The organism is Methylobacterium sp. Leaf88, from assembly GCF_001422795.1.
Taxonomy (GTDB): domain Bacteria; phylum Pseudomonadota; class Alphaproteobacteria; order Rhizobiales; family Beijerinckiaceae; genus Methylobacterium.
Map to the genome: position 1 here is coordinate 161263 of NZ_LMMK01000001.1, position 18387 is coordinate 179649.

18 protein-coding genes are annotated in these 18387 nt (G+C 71.6%); 12 read left to right on the forward strand and 6 right to left on the reverse strand.

Translation table 11 applies throughout. The features are described from left to right. Positions 1-178 precede the first annotated feature (178 nt). The 3 genes from ASF20_RS00600 to ASF20_RS00610 all read left to right on the forward strand — a co-directional run bounded on the left by ASF20_RS00600 (position 179) and on the right by ASF20_RS00610 (position 2812). A complete protein-coding gene (locus ASF20_RS00600) occupies positions 179-1105 on the forward strand; it encodes a protein-methionine-sulfoxide reductase heme-binding subunit MsrQ (protein WP_056269719.1) in 927 nt (308 codons plus the stop codon). Positions 1106-1181: 76 nt separating this feature from the next. Further along, entirely contained in the window at positions 1182-1508 is a 327-nt protein-coding gene (locus ASF20_RS00605; RefSeq protein ID WP_056269723.1) for a hypothetical protein, read from the forward strand. 290 nt (positions 1509-1798) lie between these two features. After that, positions 1799-2812 (forward strand): adenosine kinase, encoded by a 1014-nt coding sequence (locus ASF20_RS00610; RefSeq protein WP_056269726.1) that lies wholly within the window; start codon positions 1799-1801, stop codon positions 2810-2812. Positions 2813-2897: 85 nt separating this feature from the next. Here ASF20_RS00610 and ASF20_RS00615 read toward each other — a convergent pair whose 3' ends face one another. The 3 genes from ASF20_RS00615 to ubiG all read right to left on the reverse strand — a co-directional run bounded on the left by ASF20_RS00615 (position 2898) and on the right by ubiG (position 5337). Beyond that, complete coding sequence (locus ASF20_RS00615) at positions 2898-3872, reverse strand: NADPH:quinone oxidoreductase family protein (protein WP_056269728.1); 975 nt, start codon at positions 3870-3872, stop codon at positions 2898-2900. Positions 3873-3943: 71 nt separating this feature from the next. Continuing rightward, positions 3944-4504, reverse strand: a complete 561-nt coding sequence (locus ASF20_RS00620; RefSeq protein WP_056269733.1) for a YbhB/YbcL family Raf kinase inhibitor-like protein — start codon at positions 4502-4504, stop codon at positions 3944-3946. 50 nt (positions 4505-4554) lie between these two features. After that, positions 4555-5337: a bifunctional 2-polyprenyl-6-hydroxyphenol methylase/3-demethylubiquinol 3-O-methyltransferase UbiG gene (gene ubiG / locus ASF20_RS00625; protein WP_056269735.1), complete on the reverse strand. Its 783-nt coding sequence runs from the start codon at positions 5335-5337 to the stop codon at positions 4555-4557. A gap of 221 nt (positions 5338-5558) precedes the next feature. Between ubiG and ASF20_RS00630 the strand changes: the two genes are divergently transcribed. The 5 genes from ASF20_RS00630 to ASF20_RS00650 all read left to right on the forward strand — a co-directional run bounded on the left by ASF20_RS00630 (position 5559) and on the right by ASF20_RS00650 (position 12978). After that, positions 5559-6794, forward strand: coding sequence for an aspartate kinase (locus ASF20_RS00630; protein WP_056269738.1), 1236 nt, complete (start codon positions 5559-5561; stop codon positions 6792-6794). A gap of 66 nt (positions 6795-6860) precedes the next feature. Further along, positions 6861-9125, forward strand: a complete 2265-nt coding sequence (ptsP, locus tag ASF20_RS00635) for a phosphoenolpyruvate--protein phosphotransferase (protein ID WP_056269740.1) — start codon at positions 6861-6863, stop codon at positions 9123-9125. A 99-nt stretch (positions 9126-9224) separates the two neighbouring features. Beyond that, a complete protein-coding gene (prfA, locus tag ASF20_RS00640; RefSeq protein WP_056217096.1) occupies positions 9225-10310 on the forward strand; it encodes a peptide chain release factor 1 in 1086 nt (361 codons plus the stop codon). Positions 10311-10333: 23 nt separating this feature from the next. Beyond that, a complete protein-coding gene (gene prmC, locus ASF20_RS00645) occupies positions 10334-11200 on the forward strand; it encodes a peptide chain release factor N(5)-glutamine methyltransferase (RefSeq protein ID WP_056269742.1) in 867 nt (288 codons plus the stop codon). Positions 11201-11673: 473 nt separating this feature from the next. Beyond that, positions 11674-12978: a DUF4167 domain-containing protein gene (locus tag ASF20_RS00650; RefSeq protein ID WP_056269745.1), complete on the forward strand. Its 1305-nt coding sequence runs from the start codon at positions 11674-11676 to the stop codon at positions 12976-12978. Positions 12979-13038: 60 nt separating this feature from the next. Here ASF20_RS00650 and ASF20_RS00655 read toward each other — a convergent pair whose 3' ends face one another. Continuing rightward, positions 13039-13776: a hypothetical protein gene (locus ASF20_RS00655; protein ID WP_056269748.1), complete on the reverse strand. Its 738-nt coding sequence runs from the start codon at positions 13774-13776 to the stop codon at positions 13039-13041. A gap of 13 nt (positions 13777-13789) precedes the next feature. Then, positions 13790-14758 (reverse strand): DUF2336 domain-containing protein, encoded by a 969-nt coding sequence (locus tag ASF20_RS00660; RefSeq protein ID WP_056269750.1) that lies wholly within the window; start codon positions 14756-14758, stop codon positions 13790-13792. 174 nt (positions 14759-14932) lie between these two features. Between ASF20_RS00660 and ASF20_RS22985 the strand changes: the two genes are divergently transcribed. The 4 genes from ASF20_RS22985 (at position 14933) to ASF20_RS00675 (ending at position 17002) form a co-directional block, all read left to right on the forward strand. Continuing rightward, the gene (locus ASF20_RS22985; RefSeq protein WP_082487210.1) at positions 14933-15097 is read left to right on the forward strand and encodes a YqaE/Pmp3 family membrane protein; all 165 of its coding nucleotides are present in this window, start codon (positions 14933-14935) and stop codon (positions 15095-15097) included. 76 nt (positions 15098-15173) lie between these two features. After that, on the forward strand, positions 15174-15779 hold the full coding sequence (locus ASF20_RS00665) for a sulfite oxidase-like oxidoreductase (protein WP_056269752.1): 606 nt from the start codon (positions 15174-15176) through the stop codon (positions 15777-15779). Further along, a complete protein-coding gene (locus ASF20_RS00670; protein WP_056269754.1) occupies positions 15772-16494 on the forward strand; it encodes an FAD-binding oxidoreductase in 723 nt (240 codons plus the stop codon). The genes ASF20_RS00665 and ASF20_RS00670 overlap by 8 nt, the downstream gene beginning before the upstream one ends. 82 nt (positions 16495-16576) lie before the next feature. Further along, the gene (locus ASF20_RS00675) at positions 16577-17002 is read left to right on the forward strand and encodes a GFA family protein (RefSeq protein WP_056269757.1); all 426 of its coding nucleotides are present in this window, start codon (positions 16577-16579) and stop codon (positions 17000-17002) included. Positions 17003-17243: 241 nt separating this feature from the next. Here the strand turns inward: ASF20_RS00675 and ASF20_RS00680 are convergent, their stop codons facing one another. Next, the gene (locus ASF20_RS00680; protein ID WP_056269760.1) at positions 17244-18332 is read right to left on the reverse strand and encodes an NAD(P)/FAD-dependent oxidoreductase; all 1089 of its coding nucleotides are present in this window, start codon (positions 18330-18332) and stop codon (positions 17244-17246) included. Positions 18333-18387 lie beyond the last annotated feature (55 nt).

Genomic DNA, 18387 nt, shown 5'->3' on the forward strand with positions numbered 1-18387 from the left:
GTTCCGGGCTGCCCGAAGCTCTGCACAGGCCTGTAACCCCCGCGGCCGCCGAGCGAATACATCGCGACACCCCGACGCCCCGGTGGCTCGTCGAGGCCGGCTGCGACCCCGCGCCGCCTCACGGATCCTCCCCGGACCCTATCTTTCGATTCAACCGCTTCCCCGATCCCGGATCGCCATGCCAGCCCTGCCCGCCTTCTCCGCGCCTTGGCGCGACCGCGCCGGACGCGTCTCCGGCCTGAAGCTCGCCACCTTCCTGTTCGCCCTGGCCCCGGGCCTATGGCTCGCCGGCGCCTACGCGGCCGATGCCCTCGGGGCGAAGCCCATCACGGCGCTGCTTCATGGTACCGGCGAGTGGGCGGTGCGCTTCCTCATGCTGTCGCTGGCGGTGACGCCCCTGCGCCGCATCGCCCACGCGCCGAAGCTCATCCTGGTCCGGCGCATGCTTGGCTTGACGGTGCTGGCCTACGGGCTGATCCACCTGTTACTCTACGTGGTGGACCAAAACTTCGTGCTGACCAAGGTCGTCACCGAGATCGCGTCGCGGATCTACCTCACCATCGGATTCGTGGCGCTTCTCGGCCTCGTGGTGCTCGGCGTCACCTCCACGGACGGGATGATCCGGCGCCTCGGCAAGGCCTGGCCGCGCCTGCACAAGTCCGTCTACCTCATCGCGATCCTGGGCCTGATCCACTACTACCTGCAGGCCAAGATCGACGTGTCCGATCCGGTCTTCTGGACCGGCGCCTTCCTGCTGCTGATGGGTCACCGCGCCATGCAGCGCTTCGGCTGGCCGACCAACCCGCTCACCCTGGCGGGCCTCGCTCTGGGGGCCGCCCTCGTGACCGCACTGCTCGAAGCGGCCTGGTACGGCGTGGCGAGCGGCATCCCGGCGAGCCTGGTCCTCTCGGCCAATCTCGACGTGCCGGACACCATCCGGCCGGCCTGGTGGGTGGTGGCCCTCGGCCTCGCGGTGCCGGTGCTCAATGCCGTCCGGGCGCGGATGGACAAGAGCGGACGCGGCAAGCCGAAGCGCACACCGGCTTCACGCCCCGCCCCGGCATCGGCACAGGTAGCGGCACGGGAGGCCGTGGCCGCGCGCTGACGGCCGCCGGCACGGACTTGCTCCGAGGCGACCGCACGCGCATGTAGCGCCTGTCGTCACGGAGGGGAAAGCCCGCATGCGGACACGGATCTTGCGGGCTGCGGCCCTCGGCCTCGGCACCCTGCTGTCGATGAACGCGGCCCGCGCCGCCTGCACCCTGCCGGAGCCGCCCCCGGCGACGTCCCGTCCGACCAAGCCCCCGCTGCCGGTCAAGCCCGCCTGCCTCGACGCCAAAGGCGGCTGCCCGGGCTGGGAAGCCTACAGCTACAACGACGCGATCAAGGCCTACAACGAGCAGGCCGCCGCGTTCCGGCCCCTGGCGGAAGCCTACGTCAAGGCGCTGAACGCCTACGTGAAGGCGAGCAGCGACTACGCGCAATGCGAGGTGAAGACGCTGCAGTAGGAACGGGCGGCGCCTTCGGCACGGTCACATCGCAGGGTGCGCGGTCATTCCGGGGCGCCGCAGGCGAGCCCGGAATCCAGAAACGCCGACTGCGGAAGGTTTTGCACCACCTATGGTTCTGGATCCCGGCCTCCGCTGCGCGGCCCCGGGATGACGGGGCGGTGCGAGGGGAGTTCCGCCGTGACGCTTCGAACAGGTGATCGCATTGGCGGCGGCCGTCGCTTGACCCCCGCCAGGGGCGGTGCCACAGCCCGGCGCAGTTTCCGCTCACCGCCAGACTGGACGGCCCGATGCCCGAATCCCTCGACCTCCTCGTTCTCGGCAACGCCATCGTCGACCTCATCGCCCGCACCGAGGAGGATTTCCTCGCGGCGCAGGGCGTGCCGAAGGGCGCGATGCAGCTGATCGACGAGGCGCGGGCCGAGTCGCTCTTCGCCGCCATGGGTCCGGCCACCATCGTGTCGGGTGGCTCGGGCGCCAACACGGCCGTGGGTGCGGCGATGCTCGGGGCGAAGACCGGCTTCGTCGGCAAGGTCCGCGACGACGAGCTCGGCGGCCTCTTCGCCCACGATCTCAAGGCGACCGGCGTCCGCTTCCCCGTGGCCGCCGCCACCGACGGACCGGCCACCGCCCGCTGCTTCATCCTGGTGACGCCCGATGGCGAGCGCACCATGAACACCTATCTCGGCGCCTGCCAGGGCCTGTCGCCGGCCGATGTCGACGCGGCCACCGTGGCCGCCGCCCGCGTGGTCTACCTCGAGGGCTACCTCTGGGACCCGCCGGCCGCCAAGGATGCGTTCCGCAAGGCCGTGACCATCGCCCACGACGCCGGCAACGCCGCCGCCCTCACCCTGTCTGACGCGTTCTGCGTCGGGCGCTACCGGGAGGAGTTCCTGGGCCTGATCCGCGACGGCAGCATCGACATCCTGTTCGCGAATATCGGCGAGCTGCAGAGCCTCTACGAGACCGACGACGCCGAGGCTGCGATCCGCGCCCTGCGCGAGGAGAGCGCGGCCCGCGGCCGGGATCTGCTCGGCCTCGTCACCCGCTCGGCGGACGGTGCGCTCGTGATCCAGGGGGGCGCCGTGCAGGCCGTGTCCGCGTCGCCGGTCCACGAGCTCGTCGACACCACGGGCGCGGGCGACCTGTTCGCGGCGGGCTTCCTCGCCGGCCATGCCCGCGGCCTCGACCACCGCGACAGCGCCCGCCTCGGAGCGCTCGCCGCCGCAGAGGTGATCCAGCACATCGGCGCCCGGCCTCAGCACGACCTCGTGGCCCTCGCCAAGGCGCAGGACCTGCTCTGAGGCGGCCCCTTCGGCGGGACCGTCCCACCGTCCGCCTTCGCGGGACGAGGGAGGCGGGCCGCCGAACCGCTCGGGCGACCTCCCCTTACAGCCGCAGCAGCACCTTGCCGACGGCCTCGCGCCGCTTGAGGATGCCGAGGGCCTCCTCGTAATCGGCGAGGGGGTATTCGCCGTGGACCTTCGCGGTGAGGCGCCCCTCCGCCACCCAGGCGAGAAGCTGCTCCTGGTTGGCCCGGTGCGCCTCCGGCTCGCGCTCGACGAAGACGCCCCAGTGTACGCCCTGGATGTCGATGCCCTTGAGGAGCGCCAAGTTGAGCGGAATCCGCGGAATGTCGCCGGCCGCGAAGCCGATGACGAGGTAGCGGCCCTTCCAGCCCAGCGACCGCAGGGCCGGCTCGGCGTAGTCGCCGCCGATCGGGTCGTAGATCACGTCCACGCCCGCCCCCGCGGTCAGCGTGCGCAGGGCCTCGCGCAGGTTCTCGGCGGCGTAATCCACCGCCATCGTGGCGCCATGGGCCTGCGCCGTCGCCAGCTTCTCGGGCGAGGACGCGCAGGCGATGACACGGGCGCCCATGATCGCCCCGAGTTCCACCGCCGCGAGCCCGACGCCGCCGGAGGCGCCGAGCACCGCCAGGGTCTCGCCGGGCTGCAGGCGGGCCCGGTCGCGCAGGGCATGCAGCGAGGTGCCGTAGGTGATGGTGAGCCCGGCGGCCTGCGCGTCCGAGACCCCGTCCGGCACCGGCGTGAGGTGCCGGGTGGCGACGGCGATCCGCCCGCGGCAGGTGCCGTATTTCTGGTGAACGATGACGCGGTCGCCCACCGCGAAGCCCTCGGCGCCCTCGCCCAGGGCCTCGATGACGCCGCAGGCTTCGCCGCCGGGCGAGAACGGCAACTCGGGCTTCACCTGGTAGCGCCCGGCGATGATCAGGGTGTCGAAGAAGTTGAGCGCCGCCAGGGTGATGCGCACCACGGCCTCGCCGGGACCGGCCACCGGGTCCGGCAGGTCGGCGAGGTTAAGATCCTCCGGCACCCCGAGACGGGTACACAGCAGCGCCTTCATGCTCAAACCTCCCCTGGTCGTCCTATCGGCGCTTGCACCGACGGAGCCGCCCGCGCAAGCGGTCGACGCCGTCAGGGGCGTTCGTAGGTCCCGACGAGGCAGCCCTTGGCGAGGACGCGCCCCGCCATGGCCTCCAGCAGCGCGCCGCGACCGGGATGTTCGGGCAGCGCCAGCGCCCCGTCGAGGGCGTAGGCCTGGAACAGGTAGGCGTGCGGACCGTGGCCGGTGGGCGGGTCGGGCGGCAGCCAGCCCGGCTTGAGGAAGCTGTTCTTGCCCAGGTCGAGGCCGGATTCGGCCTGGCTCGCCGTGCCCTCCGCCAGGGGTGCGCCGGGATCGCAATTCCAGGCGATCAGGTGGACCAACGGGTTCGGCGTGGGGCTGCCGGCATCCTCGCAGAGGAGGACGATTCGCGCCGTGCCGGGGGGCAGGCCGGTCCAGGCCAGGGGCGGTGACGCGCCGGCCCCGTCGGCGGTGAAGCGCGCCGGCATCGCCGTCCCGTCCGCGAACGCGAGGCTGGTGAGGCCGAGGCCTTCGGGCACGCTGGCGAAGGTGGTCCGGTAGGCGGTCTTGTCGAGCCCGGCCTTCAGGCCGGACAGGGCGGCGCCCACGGCGTGCGGAATCTTTTCGAGCAAGGTCGGTCTCCCACGGGGTACGCCGACCAACCGCGTGCGCGCCCGAAGGTTCAGGCCGAATGCCCGCCTGCGGCCGGGGGCCCGGATGCGCCGGGGCGCTGCGCCGTGATCATGTAGTTGACGGCCGTGTCGCGGCTCGCCCGCCACGAGCCGTCCAGGGGATTGAGCACCACCCCGGTCGTGTCGGTGACGATGAGGCCGCCGGCCTCGACGGCGCGGGCGAGCTCGTCGGGCCGCACGAACTTCTCCCAGTCATGGGTGCCCCTGGGCAACCAGCCGAGGACGTACTCGGCCCCGACGATCGCCAGCGCGAAGGAGCGCAGGGTCCGGTTGAGGGTGGCGGCGAACAGGAGGCCGCCGGGCTTCACCGCCCGGGCCGCCTGCGCCACGAAGGCCGGCATGTCCACCACGTGCTCCACCACCTCCATGGCGAGCACGATGTCGAAGCGCTCGCCCCCGGCCACCACATCCTCGATGGTGCGGGCGCGGTAATCCACCGGCACGCCCTCGGCGTCGGCATGGGCCTGGGCCACCTTGACGTTGGTCGGCGCCGGATCGAGTCCGGTGACCCGGGCGCCGAGGCGCGCCAGGGGCTCGGACAGGACGCCGCCGCCGCAGCCGATATCCACCAGGGTCAGCCCCTCCAGGGCGAAGGGCGCGTTGCGGTCCCGTCCGAAATGCCGGCAGGCCGTGTCGCGGATATAGGCGAGGCGGACGGGGTTGAAGCGGTGGAGCACCCGCATCGGTCCGGCCTCGTCCCACCAGGTCGCCGCGATGGCTTCGAAGCGGGCGACCTCGTCGCGGTCGATGGAGGCGCCTGTGGGTCCGGTCATCGTCTCGGCATGTCTCGTGCGAGGTGGGCGCGTCCCATTGTTGACACGCCCGGGCGGCCCTTGTACCCGCCGAAGCCCTGTCCGGTACAGCAGCCAAGCGACGCGGCAGGCCGTGCGGGTTCCGGGAAGTCCGTCCCGCGGCCCGCCAAATCCCGAGGTCACGCTCGATCCCCGGCTCAAGCGACGCGTCGCGGGCGCGACAGGCTCCGTCTGGTGAGAACATGCCCCGTCTGGTGATGAAGTTCGGCGGTACGTCCGTCGCCAATGTCGAGCGCATCCGCAACGTGGCGGCCCACGTGGCGCGCGAGGTCGCCGCCGGCTACGACGTGGCCGTCGTGGTCTCGGCCATGTCCGGCAAGACCAACGAACTCGTCGCCTGGGTCAAGGACGCGAATCCGATCTACGACGAGGCCGAGTACGACGCGGTGGTCGCCTCCGGCGAGCTCGTCACCGCCGGGCTGCTCGCCATCGCCCTGCAGAAGAACGGCATCAAGGCCCGTTCCTGGCAGGGCTGGCAGATCCCGATCCTGACCTCGGACGCCCACGGCTCCGCCCGGATCGAGGGCATCGACGGCGCCCGCCTCGATGCCGGCTTCCGGCGCGGGGAGGTCGCGGTCATCGCCGGCTTCCAGGGCATGCACGAGGCCAGCGGCCGGGTGACCACCCTGGGCCGCGGCGGCTCCGACACCAGCGCGGTGGCCATCGCCGCCGCCATCGGCGCCGAGCGCTGCGACATCTACACCGACGTCGACGGCGTCTACACCACCGATCCGCGCGTGGTGCAGAAGGCCCAGCGCATGGAGCGCGTGACCTTCGAGGAAATGCTGGAGATGGCGTCGCTGGGCGCCAAGGTCCTGCAGGTCCGCTCGGTCGAGCTCGCCATGGTCCATCGCGTGCCCACCACGGTGCGCTCCAGCTTCGATCCGCCGGACAACGCCCGGCCCGGCACCCTCATCTGCGACGAGGACGACATCGTGGAACAGCAGATCATCACCGGGATCGCCTTCTCCCGGGACGAGGCGCAGATCACGCTTCGTCGCGTGAAGGACAGCCCCGGCATCGCCGCCGCGATCTTCGGACCGCTGGCCGACGCCAACATCAACGTCGACATGATCATCCAGACCGTGTCGGGCGACCAATCGACCACCGACATGACCTTCACGGTCCCGTCGGCCGATTACGACCGGGCGCGCAAGATCCTCGACGCGCAGAGCGGCGCAATCGAATTCGCGCAGATCGAGGGTGCCACCGACGTGGTGAAGGTCTCGGCCATCGGCGTCGGCATGCGCAGCCACGCGGGCGTCGCCGCCAAGGCGTTCCGGGCCCTGGCGCAGAAGGGGATCAACATCCGGGCCATCACCACCTCGGAGATCAAGTTCTCCGTGCTGATCGATGCCGCCTACACGGAGCTTGCCGTTCGCACGCTCCACTCGCTATACGGCCTCGACCAGGCCTGAAGACCCGGGGCGCGCGAACGCCTGCGCGCCAACCGGACACGAGGCCGAAGCCGGATCGAGGAGACCATGCCCGCTGCGCCCGGAGGCCCGCGCCTGCTTCTGCGCCGCCTCCGCGAAGCGATGGCGGAGCCGGTCAGTCCACAGGCTCGTCTCGACCGCATCGTCACGCTGATCGCCGCCAACGTGATCGCGGAGGTGTGCTCGGTCTATGTGCTCAGCGATGACAACATCCTCGAACTGTTTGCAACCGAGGGTCTGAACCGCGAGGCGGTCCACCTGACCCGGCTGCGGGCCGACGAGGGCCTCGTCGGCCTCATCGCCAAGACCGCCGAGCCGCTGTCGCTCTCCGACGCCCAGTCCCACCCGGCCTTCTCCTATCGGCCGGAGACGGGCGAGGAGGCCTATCACGCCTTCCTGGGCGTGCCGCTCCTGCGCGCCGGCAACACCCTCGGCGTCCTCGTCGTCCAGAACAAGACCTACCGGGTCTATTCCGAGGAGGAGATCGAGGCGCTCCAGACCACCGCGATGGTGCTCTCGGAGATGATCGCCTCCGGCGAGCTGCAGGCGCTGGCGCCGGGGGCCGGCTCGGCCGCGCGCCGCCCGGTGAGCCAGCGCGGCGTGGCCCTCGCCGACGGCATCGGACTCGGACACGTGGTGCTGCACGAGCCGCGTATCGTCATCAAGCAGCTCATCGCCGAGAACGTCGAGCGCGAGGTCGAGCGCCTGGAACAGGCCATCGGCGAGGTGCGCTCGGCCATCGACGACCTCGTCGAGCGCGGCGACAGCATCGGCACCGGCGAATCCCGCGAGGTACTGGAGACGGTGCGCATGTTCGCGCACGACAAGGGCTGGCTGCGCCGGATGCGCGAGGCCGTGCATTCGGGCCTCACCGCCGAGGCCGCCGTCGAGCGCGTCCAGTCGGACAACCGCGCCCGGATGATGCGCCAGAGCGACCCGTACCTGCGCGACCGCCTGCACGACCTCGACGACCTGGCGAACCGCCTGCTGCGCACGCTGATCGGCGCCGAGGGCAACGGCGCGCAGCGCATCCTGCCCGAGAACGCGATCCTGGTGGCGCGCTCGATGGGTCCGGCCGCCCTCCTCGACTACGACCGCACGGCACTCCGTGGCGTCGTGCTGGAGGAAGGCGGGCCGACGAGCCACATCGCCATCGTGGCCCGGGCGCTGGGCATCCCGGCGGTGGGCGAGATCGCCAACGCCACCGCCCTCTGCGATGCCGGGGACGCGATCATCGTCGACGGCGCCACCGGCGAGATCCAGGTCCGGCCCGGTCCGGAGATCGAGGCGGCCTATGCCGAGATGGTGCGCCTGCGCGCCCGCCGGCAGGAGCAGTACCGGGCGCTCCGCGACGTGCCGGCCGTCACCCTCGACGGGACGACGATCGGCCTGCAGCTGAACGCCGGCCTCCTCATCGACCTGACCCACCTGCACGAGACGGGCGCGGACGGCATCGGCCTCTTCCGCACCGAGCTGCAGTTCATGGTGGCCCAGCGCATGCCCTCGGCCGCCGAGCAGCAGGCGCTCTACGAGGCCGTCTTCGCGGCCACCGGCGACCTGCCCGTCACGATCCGCACCCTCGACATCGGCGGCGACAAGATCCTGCCCTACATGCCGGCCCTCGAGGAGGAGAACCCGGCCCTGGGCTGGCGGGCGATCCGGATCGGCCTCGACCGGCCGGCCCTGCTGCGGGTGCAGCTCCGCGCCCTTCTCAAGGCCTCCGGCGGCCGGCCCCTGAAGATCATGTTCCCGATGGTGGCGACGGTGGACGAGTTCACCCGCGCCAAGGCCATCGTCGAGCGCGAGAAGGCGCATCTGCGCCGGCACGGCCATGCCCTGCCGAGCGACTGCAAGCTCGGCGTGATGGTGGAGGTCCCCTCCCTCCTGTTCCAGATCGACGAGATCGCCAGGGCCGCCGACTTCCTGTCGGTGGGCTCCAACGACCTGATGCAGTTCCTGTTCGCCGTCGACCGCGAGAACCGCCGGGTCGCGGACCGCTTCGACACCCTGAGCGTCCCGGCCCTGCGCGCCTTCCGCGTCATCGCCGAGCGCGCCGCCGCCGCCGGCTGCCCCGTCACCGTCTGCGGCGAGATCGGCGGGCGTCCCCTCGAGGCCATGGCGCTGATCGGCCTCGGATTCCGGGCCCTCTCGATGTCGCCGGCCGCCATCGGCCCCGTGAAGGCCATGGTGCTGGGCCTCGACGTCAAGGCGGTGGCGGCGCTGCTCGACACCGAACTGACCCGCGCCGGAGACGGCGCCACCCTCCGCCCCGCCCTCGCGGCCTTCGCGAAGGCGCAGGGTGTGCCCATCTAGCGTCGGCGTGCCTATCTCCATGGGTCGTGCCGCGGCCCCGTCGTCGACCCGGCTTCCGGCCCGACGAGCCCTTGTTCAGATGAGAGTTTTTCACGGGCGATGACCCCCATTCCTGCAGAGCGTCTCGACGCGATCCTGACGCGCCACGACATCGTCACCGCCACGCTGAGCGCCGGCTCGGCGGATTCCGACACCTTCGTGCAGCTGTCGCGCGAACTGTCGGAGCTGGAGGGCGTCGTCGCCGCCATCCACGCCTATCGCGCGGCGGCGCAGAACCTCGCCGACATCGAGGCGCTGATCGACGAGCCGGGCAGCGATTCCGAGATGCGGGCGCTCGCGGCCGACGAGAAGCCGGAGGCCGAGGCCGGGCTGGAGGCGGCGCACCGCGCACTCCAGCTCATTCTGCTGCCGAAGGATTCCGCCGACGAGAAGAGCGCCATCCTGGAAATCCGCGCCGGCACCGGCGGCGACGAGGCGGCCCTGTTCGCGGGCGACCTCTTCCGCATGTACGGCCGGTACGCCGACGCCAAGGGCTGGAAGGTCGAGGTGATCTCCGAGAGCGAGGGCACCGTCGGGGGCTATCGCGAGGTGATCGCCGAGGTGAAGGGCAAGGGCGTGTTCGCGCGCCTCAAGTTCGAGAGCGGCGCCCACCGGGTGCAGCGCGTGCCGGATACCGAGACCCAGGGGCGCATCCACACCTCCGCCGCCACCGTGGCGGTGCTGCCCGAGGCCGAGGAGGTCGACATCGTCATCAACGATGCGGACCTGAAGATCGACACCATGCGCTCGCAGGGCGCCGGCGGACAGCACGTCAACAAGACGGAATCGGCCATCCGCATCACCCACATGCCGAGCGGCATCGTGATCTTCGTCCAGGAGGAACGCTCGCAGCACAAGAACCGCGCCCGGGCGATGTCGCTGCTGCGCTCCAAGCTCTACGACGCCGAGCGCACCGCCAAGGACGCGGCCCGGGCCGCCGACCGCAAGTCGCAGGTCGGCTCCGGCGACCGCTCGGAGCGCATCCGCACCTACAACTTCCCCCAGGCCCGCGTCACCGACCACCGCATCAACCTGACCCTGTACAAGCTCGAGGAGGTCCTGGCCGGCGTGGCGCTGGACGAGCTCGTGGACGCCCTCGTCACCGAGCACCAGGCGGAGCTGCTGGCCGCCGAGGGCATGGCCTGAGCCCCGTGGACGGGCCGGAGCCGATGCGCCTCGACCCGGGGCTCAGCCGCACCGACGCCCTGTGGCGCATGAGCGAGGCGCTCGCCGCCCACGGCCTGCCGGCGCGCGACGCCCGCTTCCTCCTGCTCGACCTCCTCGGGCTCAGCGCGACCGACCTGATCCTGCGGGGCCACCGGCCCCTCGGCCCGGAGGGGGCCGCGACGCTCGAAGGGGCCGTCGCGCGACGCGTCGCCGGCGAGCCTGTGGCCCGGATCGTCGGCGCCTGGGAATTCTGGGGCCTGCCCTTCGGGCTGGCACCCGAGACCCTCGTCCCGCGGGCGGACACCGAGACCCTGGTGGAGGCCGCCCTCGCCCTGCATCCCGACCGCGGGCGCCCGCTGCGGGTGCTCGACCTCGGCACCGGCTCCGGCTGCATCCTCGTGGCGCTGCTGAGCGAGTTGCCGAACGCCACCGGCATCGGCCTCGACCGCTCCCACGCGGCCCTCGTCCAGGCCCGCGCGAACGCGGTGCGGAACGGCGTCGGAACCCGGGCGGCCTTCGTCTGCGCGGACTGGACCGCGGGTCTCGGCGGCGCCTTCGACCTCATCGTGTCGAACCCGCCCTACATTGCCCGCGACACGATCCGTGGGCTCGACATCGAAGTCAGGGGTCACGACCCGATGGCGGCCCTCGACGGCGGCCCGGATGGACTCGGGGCCTATCGGAGCATCGTGGAGGCCCTCAGCGTCGGGCCGGTCCGCCTCGCCCCCGGCGGCGCGCTCGCCTTCGAGGTGGGTTACGATCAGGCCGAGGCCGTCGGGATGCTCGGGACGCAGGCCGGGCTCGGCCCCGCCGTGCGTCATCACGATCTCGCCGGGCACGCCCGCGTCGTCCGCTTCGGACCGGTCTGAGCGGACGTCGACCCGAAAATCCTGCGGGAAACGCGAAAAAACTGCGCCCGTTGGATGCATCGAGGCAGAAAACGCTTGTTGCCCCCTCGGCGAGCCGCTAATGTCCCAGGCAGATCGCGAACGATCCATTAAGATGGGTCGTGGTAAGACGGGTGGCGGCTTTGGTCCGCGACGCTCTTAGACGGTCTCCCCACGATCAGGCTGGCGCGCGCGGGCAGAGGCGCAGGAGCTTGGTCAACTTCGTGCCTGAAAACCGAAGGACGCCTGGACGCTCAGAGCGCGCCTTGGTCAACGGACAGAGACGGCAAGCACGGCGAAATCGATCACGGACACACCGGACCCGGATCACGCGGCGCCAGCGACGAGCCTGATGACAGGCCGCGTCATGGCCGCCTGGAACCCGCCGCATCATCAGACGCTCCGAGACGAACGAGGGTCAATCGAGACCGATGAGACCAAACCAGAATAGACGGATGCGCGGTCGCAACCGCCCCAAAGGTCCCAATCCGCTTACGCGTTCCTACGAGTCCAACGGACCGGACGTCAAGATTCGCGGCACCGCCCAACACATCGCCGACAAGTATGCCCAGCTCGCGCGCGATGCGCAGGCCAGCGGCGACCCGGTGGCGGCAGAGAACTACTTCCAGCACGGCGAGCATTATTTCCGGATCATCTCCGGCGCCCAGGAACAGACCCGTCAGCAGATCGGCGGTTACGCCCGCGGCTTCGACGACGAGGGCGACGAGGGGGACGACGAGGGCCAGGGCGCCCCGCAGGGCTACGCGGCCTCGAGCTACGGCGCGAATGCCTACAACGAGGATTACGGCGACCCGAGCCAGCAGCCTCAGCCAACGGCGTACGAGCCCCGGCAGGACGCACGCCCGGAGTCCCGCCCCGAGAACGCCCGCTCGGACTACAACCGGCAGGATTCGAATCGGCAAGATTCGAACAGGCAGGATTCGAACCGACAGGATTCGGGTTCGGACGGCAACCGTCAGAACCGCCGTGACCGCTTCGCCAATCGCGGCGACCGTCCGCAGCGCTTCGACAATCAGCGCGACGGCAACCGGCCCGACTACAACAACCGTCGCGACGACTTCAGTCGCCCGGACGGCAACCGGCAAGACAGCAACCGGCAGGATTACACGCGACAGGATTCGAACCGGCAGGACTCGAACCGACAAGACGGCAACCGCCAGGATTTCCGGGCGGACCAGAATCGCCAGGAAAGCCCTCGCCAGGAGAGTTCTCGTCAGGAGAGCCCTCGCCAGGACTACAATCGTCAGGATCAGCCGCGACAGGATCAGCCGCGACAGGATCAGCCGCGACAGGATCAGCCGCGACAGGATTTCCGTCCCGCCCCGGCCCGCTCCGACGCGCCCCGTTACGAGAACGGGCGCACGGAGAGTCCGGTGAACGAGGCCCCGCGCGGTGAGTTCGGTGGCCAGGATTCCGGACGACAGGAATCTGGTCGCCAGGACGCGCCCCGGGCCGCCCGCGCGAACGAGGCGCCGCCCCGGCGCAGCCGACGCCGCGACGAGCGGGATGCCGCCGGTCCGGCCGAGGACGTGGCCGCCCTGCCCGCCTTCCTGATGACGCCGCCGCGTCCGGTTCCCGTCGCCGAGCCGGCGGGACAGCACGACGCTCCCGAGGACTCGACCTCGGCGGTACAGGATGACGGTGCACCGGCCCCCAAGCCCCGCCGCCGCCGCCGCGCCCGGTTCGAGGGTTCGGACGGTGTCGTCGGCGCCGACGATCCGACACCGGTCACCGAGTAAGCGCGGTCCCACTGCGCGAACCGACTGGAAGCCGCCCCATCGGGCGGCTTCTTCGCGTTTCTAGGGGCCGCGCCAGTCGAGGAAGGCCTCGACCCGATGGATCAGCCGGCGGTGGCGCGTCGCCTCGCCGAAGGGCGCGAGGTCCCAGGTCCAGCGCCGGTCGGGCGTCCCCAGGCGCACCCCGTGCAGCAGGTCGAGCCGCTCGGTCACGCGTCCGGTCCGGTCCTCCTCGATCTGTTCCACGTCCGTGACCAGGCAGACCCGGGCCCGCAAACCCGCAAGGCCGTCGAGATGGGCCCGGACGATCCGATTTCCGAGATCCGGCGGCACGAAGCCGGGCCGGTCCAGGGGCAGGATCGGCAACTGCGACAGGAGATTGGCTGAGACCACGAAGTCGACGTCCGCGCCGCCGCACAGGGCGGCCAAAGGATCGGGCCGATCGATTCGGAGGGCGAGGTCCGCGGTGACGAGCCGGACGTTGGGATGAGCCCGCGCCCGAAGGCGGGCCGGCCAGAGATGCACGGCATCCACGAGGTCGACGCGCGCGAAGCGCGCCGCGAGGTCCGCGAGCGGGACATCCTGGAGGAGGCCCGAGCCGAGCACCACGGCGACGCGCCGCTGCGGAAGCCCGTCGCAGGCATCCAGGATCGCGGCCCGCGCCGCGGCGAGATGGGGGGCCCAGGCGCTGCGGCAGCGGCGCCCTCGGGACATCAGCAGGACGCTCTCGCGCAGGTGGCCCCTCCGGCGATGGGCGAAGGGCACCGGCGTGACGAGGAGGTGGAGGAGTTCGACGAGCACTTGGGCCCCCGGATCAGCGGCCCGGGCCCGACGGATCCCGCGCGTCCGGCGCGCCGCCCGCCTGCGCCGAGAGGCGGACCACGCGCTGCGCCGTGGTCACCGACAGGGCCTGAAACGCGCTCTGGATCCCGGTCCAGGCCTCGGGCGGCCGCACCGGGCCGGATTTCGTCCGCAGGAACAGCTTCAGGGTTCCGAACCCGAGGCGGATCGAGCGCAGGAGAAACAGCAGGGGATCGTGGTCCGCCGCATCGTAGGCGCGCCGGGCGAAGGCGGGCGACACCGCGGCGAGGCGCGCGACCTCGGCCAAAGCCGTGTCGAGGTCGCCGGCCCGGACCAGGTCGTCGATGCGCCGTTCATCCGCATCCGTCGCGCGCGGAAGGGTCTGGCTTCCCCGCAGGCCGGCCGCCAACGCCGCAGGCTGTCCCCGCGGCGCGGCGCGGGTCACCAGCATGGCCCGCAGGACGGCGTCGCCACGGGCCCGTTCCCCGAGCGTGGTGTAGGCCGCGCCGGAGAAATGCGCGCCGGCATTGCCCGCGACCACGTGCACCGTCTGCCGGTCGCCGCGCGCCACCAGGACGTCGGTGACCCGCTCGCCGAGCGTCGGCCGCTGCGCGACGGCCCGCAGGTGCTCCTGCCCCCGCGATTCGGAGACGGTGACAAGGTCGGCCTCGTCGAGGCGCGGCGAGCGCTGAAGGACGGGCCGGGCCACCGCGATGTCCGGATCGAAGGCCAGGTCGCGCACCACGGCACGCGGTGCGTTGCGCACATCCGCCAAGCCGTCCGCCAGGAGGACGCGGGCGGCCCCATCGACCGCGCGGGCCAGGGGCAGCATCGCCGCGTCGAACACCTCCACCTGCGCCTCGCGCAGCCCGGCGGCCCGCTCCGTGAAGAGCATCGACAGCCGTTGCAGCACCCGTCCGCGCTGGAGCAGGCCGCCAGAGCGGACCACCTGCTCGATATCGCGCATGAGGGTTTCGATCATACGCGGAATTCCTGCGCGGTCCGTCCTTCGGCAATGTCCAGACCATCCTGGGGACGCAGAGATTAAGAAACTGAAATTCCCGTCGGCCCGGCGGGGGAACCTGGCCGCGACGATCCCGTTGCGGTTGGGCGGTTGCGATCGCATTTCCGCGCGCGCCGCCTACCCGGAGTGACCGTGTCGAACCTCGTCCGCATCATCCTCGCGATCTTCCTGCCGCCGATCGCGGTCCTCATGACCACGGGCATCGGCCTGCAGTTCCTTCTCAACATCCTTCTGACGCTGATGGGCGTGCTGCCGGGCACCATTCACGCCCTGTGGCTGGTGCTGCGCGATCGCTGAGGGAATGTTAGCCTGCCGCGCGGGCTGATCGTCGAGCCACGGTCGCCGCGAACGGTCCGACGAGCGCGAGGGGAGCATGAGCACACGAGGTTTCACGGGGCGCAAGCCGCCCGAGGCGACCCGCGAGCGTCTGCCCCCCGGCCAGTACCTCACGGAGGACTTCCCGGTGCTCCAGATCGGCCCCAACCCGCGCATCGACCTCGCGACCTGGTCGTTCACCCTGCGCGAGGGGTCGCGGCCCCTGAAGAGCTGGAGCTGGGACGCCTTCAACGCCCTGCCCCGCAGCCGCTGGGGCGGCGACATCCACTGCGTGACGAAGTGGTCGAAGTTCGACACCGCCTGGGAGGGCGTGCGCTTCGACGACCTCCTGGCCGATGCCGGCATCGCGGCGCCGAGCGCCTTTCTGCTCGCCGAAGGCTACGACGACTACACCACCAACGTGCCCGTCGCCGACCTGACGGGCGGCAAGGGCATGGTGGCGACCCACTACGACGGCGCGCCGATCCCGGTGGACCATGGGGGCCCGGCCCGGCTCCTGGTGCCGCACCTGTATTTCTGGAAGAGCGCCAAGTGGGTGAAGGGCCTGCGCTTCACCCAACGGGACGAGGGCGGTTTCTGGGAGCTGCGCGGCTACCACATGTACGGCGATCCCTGGCGCGAACAGCGCTTCACCGGTGATTGATCCCGCCCCGGGCCCCCTCCCCTGGCAGACCGCGATCCTCACGGCCATCCGGCCGGTGACGCGGCGGGTGAAGAGCTACCGCTTCCGGGTCGCCTTCGATCGGCCGATGCTGGCCGGGCAGCACGTCGACGTGCGCCTCACCGCCCCGGACGGCTACCAGGCCCAGCGCAGCTACTCGATCGCCTCGCCACCGGACGGCGACGGCACCATCGAACTGCTGATCGAGGGCCTGCCGGACGGCGAGGTCTCGGGCTTCTTCGACGCGGTGGCGGCGGTCGGCGACACGATCGAGCTGCGCGGCCCGATCGGCGGTTCCTTCGTCTGGCGCCCCGAGGATGGCGGGCCCCTTCTCCTGGCGGGCGGCGGGTCGGGCGTGGTGCCCCTCCTGTCAATGCTGCGCCACCGCGCGGCGACGGCGCCGGCGGTACCCGCCCTCCTCCTCTATTCCGTGCGCGACGCCGGCGAGATCATCGCCGCCGAGGAGCTGGCGGTGCGCGCCCGCGACGAACCGCACTTCCAGCTGATGCTCAACCTGACCCGCGCCGGCGGCCGCCGGGTCGACGCGGCGATGATCGCGGAGGCGCTGGACCGGCTCGGACCGCCGCGCCATGCCTATCTCTGTGGCGGCAATCCCTTCGTCGGGGCGGTGGCGGACCTTCTCCTCGACGCCGGGGTGGACCCCGCCCGCGTCCGGACCGAGCGCTTCGGCGGCTGAGTTGCCATCGCGGGGCGCGGGCCGACCCGGTCCCGCCACGGATCACGGACCTGGAAGGTCTCGGCAGACGGAGGAAGACGCCATGTCAGCGCAGCTCGATCAGCGCGAGGGGCAGTGTCACTGCGGCGGCGTCCGGTTCCGTGCGACGCTGAGCGAGGGTCTCGACACGGTCCGGCGCTGCACCTGCTCGTATTGCCGGATGCGGGGGGCGGTCGTCGTCTCGGCCGAGACCGGCGGCGTCGAGATCCTGCAGGGCGCGGACCTGCTGACCCGCTATCGCTTCAACACCGGCGTGGCGCAGCACTTCTTCTGTTCGCGCTGCGGGATCTACACGCACCACCAGCGCCGCTCGAATCCCGACCAGTACGGCGTCAACGTTGCCTGCCTCGACGGGCTCAGTCCCTTCGACTTCGCCGAGGTCCCGGTGGTCGATGGCGTCAACCACCCGAACGACACCGGCGGATCGAGCCGGCTGGCCGGCACGCTGCGCTTCGTCCCCGCGCGCTAGTCGCCCCTCCCCGCCGCAACGAATCCGGCCGCGGCCGCGTCCCGACGGTCGCGGGCCGGACGCATGCCCCAGGCCCCGAGGCATGGTGCCGGTGGTCAGGGCGCGCGGGCGGGCGCGTGGAAGCGGGCGACGATCGCAGCGGAACAAGGCCACAGCGTCGAGCGAATCGACTGCCGTCGCGGCGACGGGGCTGGCGCGGGCGGCCCGCTCGGCAGCGTCGCGGGCTCGTGCGCCGTTTCGTTCAGCCCCCGACGAGCCGATCCGCGACCTCCTCGGCCAGGGACAGGCTCGAGGTCAGGCCCGGGCTCTCGATGCCGAAGAGGTGGACCAGGCCGGGGAGCCCGTGCTCGGCCGGGCCGTCGATCCGGAAATCGGCGGCGGACTCGCCCGGTCCCGTCAGTTTCGGGCGGATGCCGGCATAGTCCGGGGTCAGCACCCCGTCGGGCAGGCCGGGCCAGTAGCGCCGGATCGCCCGGGCGAAAGCATCGGCCCGGGCGGGATCGACCCGATAGTCCAGGCTCTCCACCCACTCGACATCGGGGCCGAAACGCATGCGGCCGGCGAGATCGAGGGTCAGGTGAATCCCGAGACCGCCTTCGACGGGCGCCGGATAGATCAGCCGCGAGAAGGCCGGCCGACCGGTACAGCCGAAATAGCTGCCCTTCGCCAGGACCTGGCGCGGGATGCGCGCGGCGGGATAGGCCTCGACCGCGCCGGCGACCCCCTGGGCCCCGAGGCCGGCGGCGTTGACCACGGCCTCGAACGGCAGGGCCTCGCCGTTGACGGTGACGCTCCAGCCCGTGCGCGTCCGGGCGATCCGCGTCACCCGGCTGTCGAAGGCGATGGCGCCTCCGGCATCCTCCAGGTCGCCCTGGAGCGCCAGCATCAGCCCGTGGCTGTCGACGATCCCGGTGCCGGGCGCGTGCAGCGCCGCCACGCAGGCGAGGTTCGGCTCCAGGTCCCGGGCCTCGGCCCCGTCGAGGAGCGCCAGATCCGGAACCCCGTTGGCGTCGCCGCGCGCCTTGAGCGCCGCGACGGCGTCGCGCTCGGAGTCCGCGGTGGCCACGATGAGCTTGCCGCAGCGCCGGGTGGCGACGCCGTGGCTGTCGCAGAAGGCCGCGAGCATGGCCGCGCCGGCGACGCAGTGACGGGCCCGCAGGGAGCCCGCCGGATAGTACATTCCGCCGTGGATCACCTCGGAATTGCGTGCCGAGATGCCCGTGCCGATCGCCCCCTCGGCCTCGGCCACGATGACGGCATGGCCCCGGCGCGCGAGGGCACGGGCCACGGCGAGTCCAACGATTCCGGCACCGACGACGAGGATATCCATGACGGGCCGGAGATGAGCACGAGAGGCACGGGGAACACAACACGAGGCGCGTCCG

Excerpts from the sequence above, each read along its gene's own strand:
- ASF20_RS00665 (WP_056269752.1), top strand. The coding sequence starts at position 15,174 with ATGAGCACACGAGGTTTCACGGGGCGCAAGCCGCCCGAGGCGACCCGC.
- ASF20_RS00600 (WP_056269719.1), top strand. The coding sequence starts at position 179 with ATGCCAGCCCTGCCCGCCTTCTCCGCGCCTTGGCGCGACCGCGCCGGA.
- ASF20_RS00610 (WP_056269726.1), top strand. The coding sequence starts at position 1,799 with ATGCCCGAATCCCTCGACCTCCTCGTTCTCGGCAACGCCATCGTCGAC.
- prmC (WP_056269742.1), top strand. The coding sequence starts at position 10,334 with ATGCGCCTCGACCCGGGGCTCAGCCGCACCGACGCCCTGTGGCGCATG.
- prfA (WP_056217096.1), top strand. The coding sequence starts at position 9,225 with ATGACCCCCATTCCTGCAGAGCGTCTCGACGCGATCCTGACGCGCCAC.
- ASF20_RS00605 (WP_056269723.1), top strand. The coding sequence starts at position 1,182 with ATGCGGACACGGATCTTGCGGGCTGCGGCCCTCGGCCTCGGCACCCTG.
- ASF20_RS00680 (WP_056269760.1), bottom strand. The coding sequence starts at position 18,332 with ATGGATATCCTCGTCGTCGGTGCCGGAATCGTTGGACTCGCCGTGGCC.
- ASF20_RS00630 (WP_056269738.1), top strand. The coding sequence starts at position 5,559 with ATGCCCCGTCTGGTGATGAAGTTCGGCGGTACGTCCGTCGCCAATGTC.
- ASF20_RS00650 (WP_056269745.1), top strand. The coding sequence starts at position 11,674 with ATGCGCGGTCGCAACCGCCCCAAAGGTCCCAATCCGCTTACGCGTTCC.
- ASF20_RS00675 (WP_056269757.1), top strand. The coding sequence starts at position 16,577 with ATGTCAGCGCAGCTCGATCAGCGCGAGGGGCAGTGTCACTGCGGCGGC.
- ptsP (WP_056269740.1), top strand. The coding sequence starts at position 6,861 with ATGCCCGCTGCGCCCGGAGGCCCGCGCCTGCTTCTGCGCCGCCTCCGC.
- ASF20_RS00660 (WP_056269750.1), bottom strand. The coding sequence starts at position 14,758 with ATGATCGAAACCCTCATGCGCGATATCGAGCAGGTGGTCCGCTCTGGC.
- ubiG (WP_056269735.1), bottom strand. The coding sequence starts at position 5,337 with ATGACCGGACCCACAGGCGCCTCCATCGACCGCGACGAGGTCGCCCGC.
- ASF20_RS00615 (WP_056269728.1), bottom strand. The coding sequence starts at position 3,872 with ATGAAGGCGCTGCTGTGTACCCGTCTCGGGGTGCCGGAGGATCTTAAC.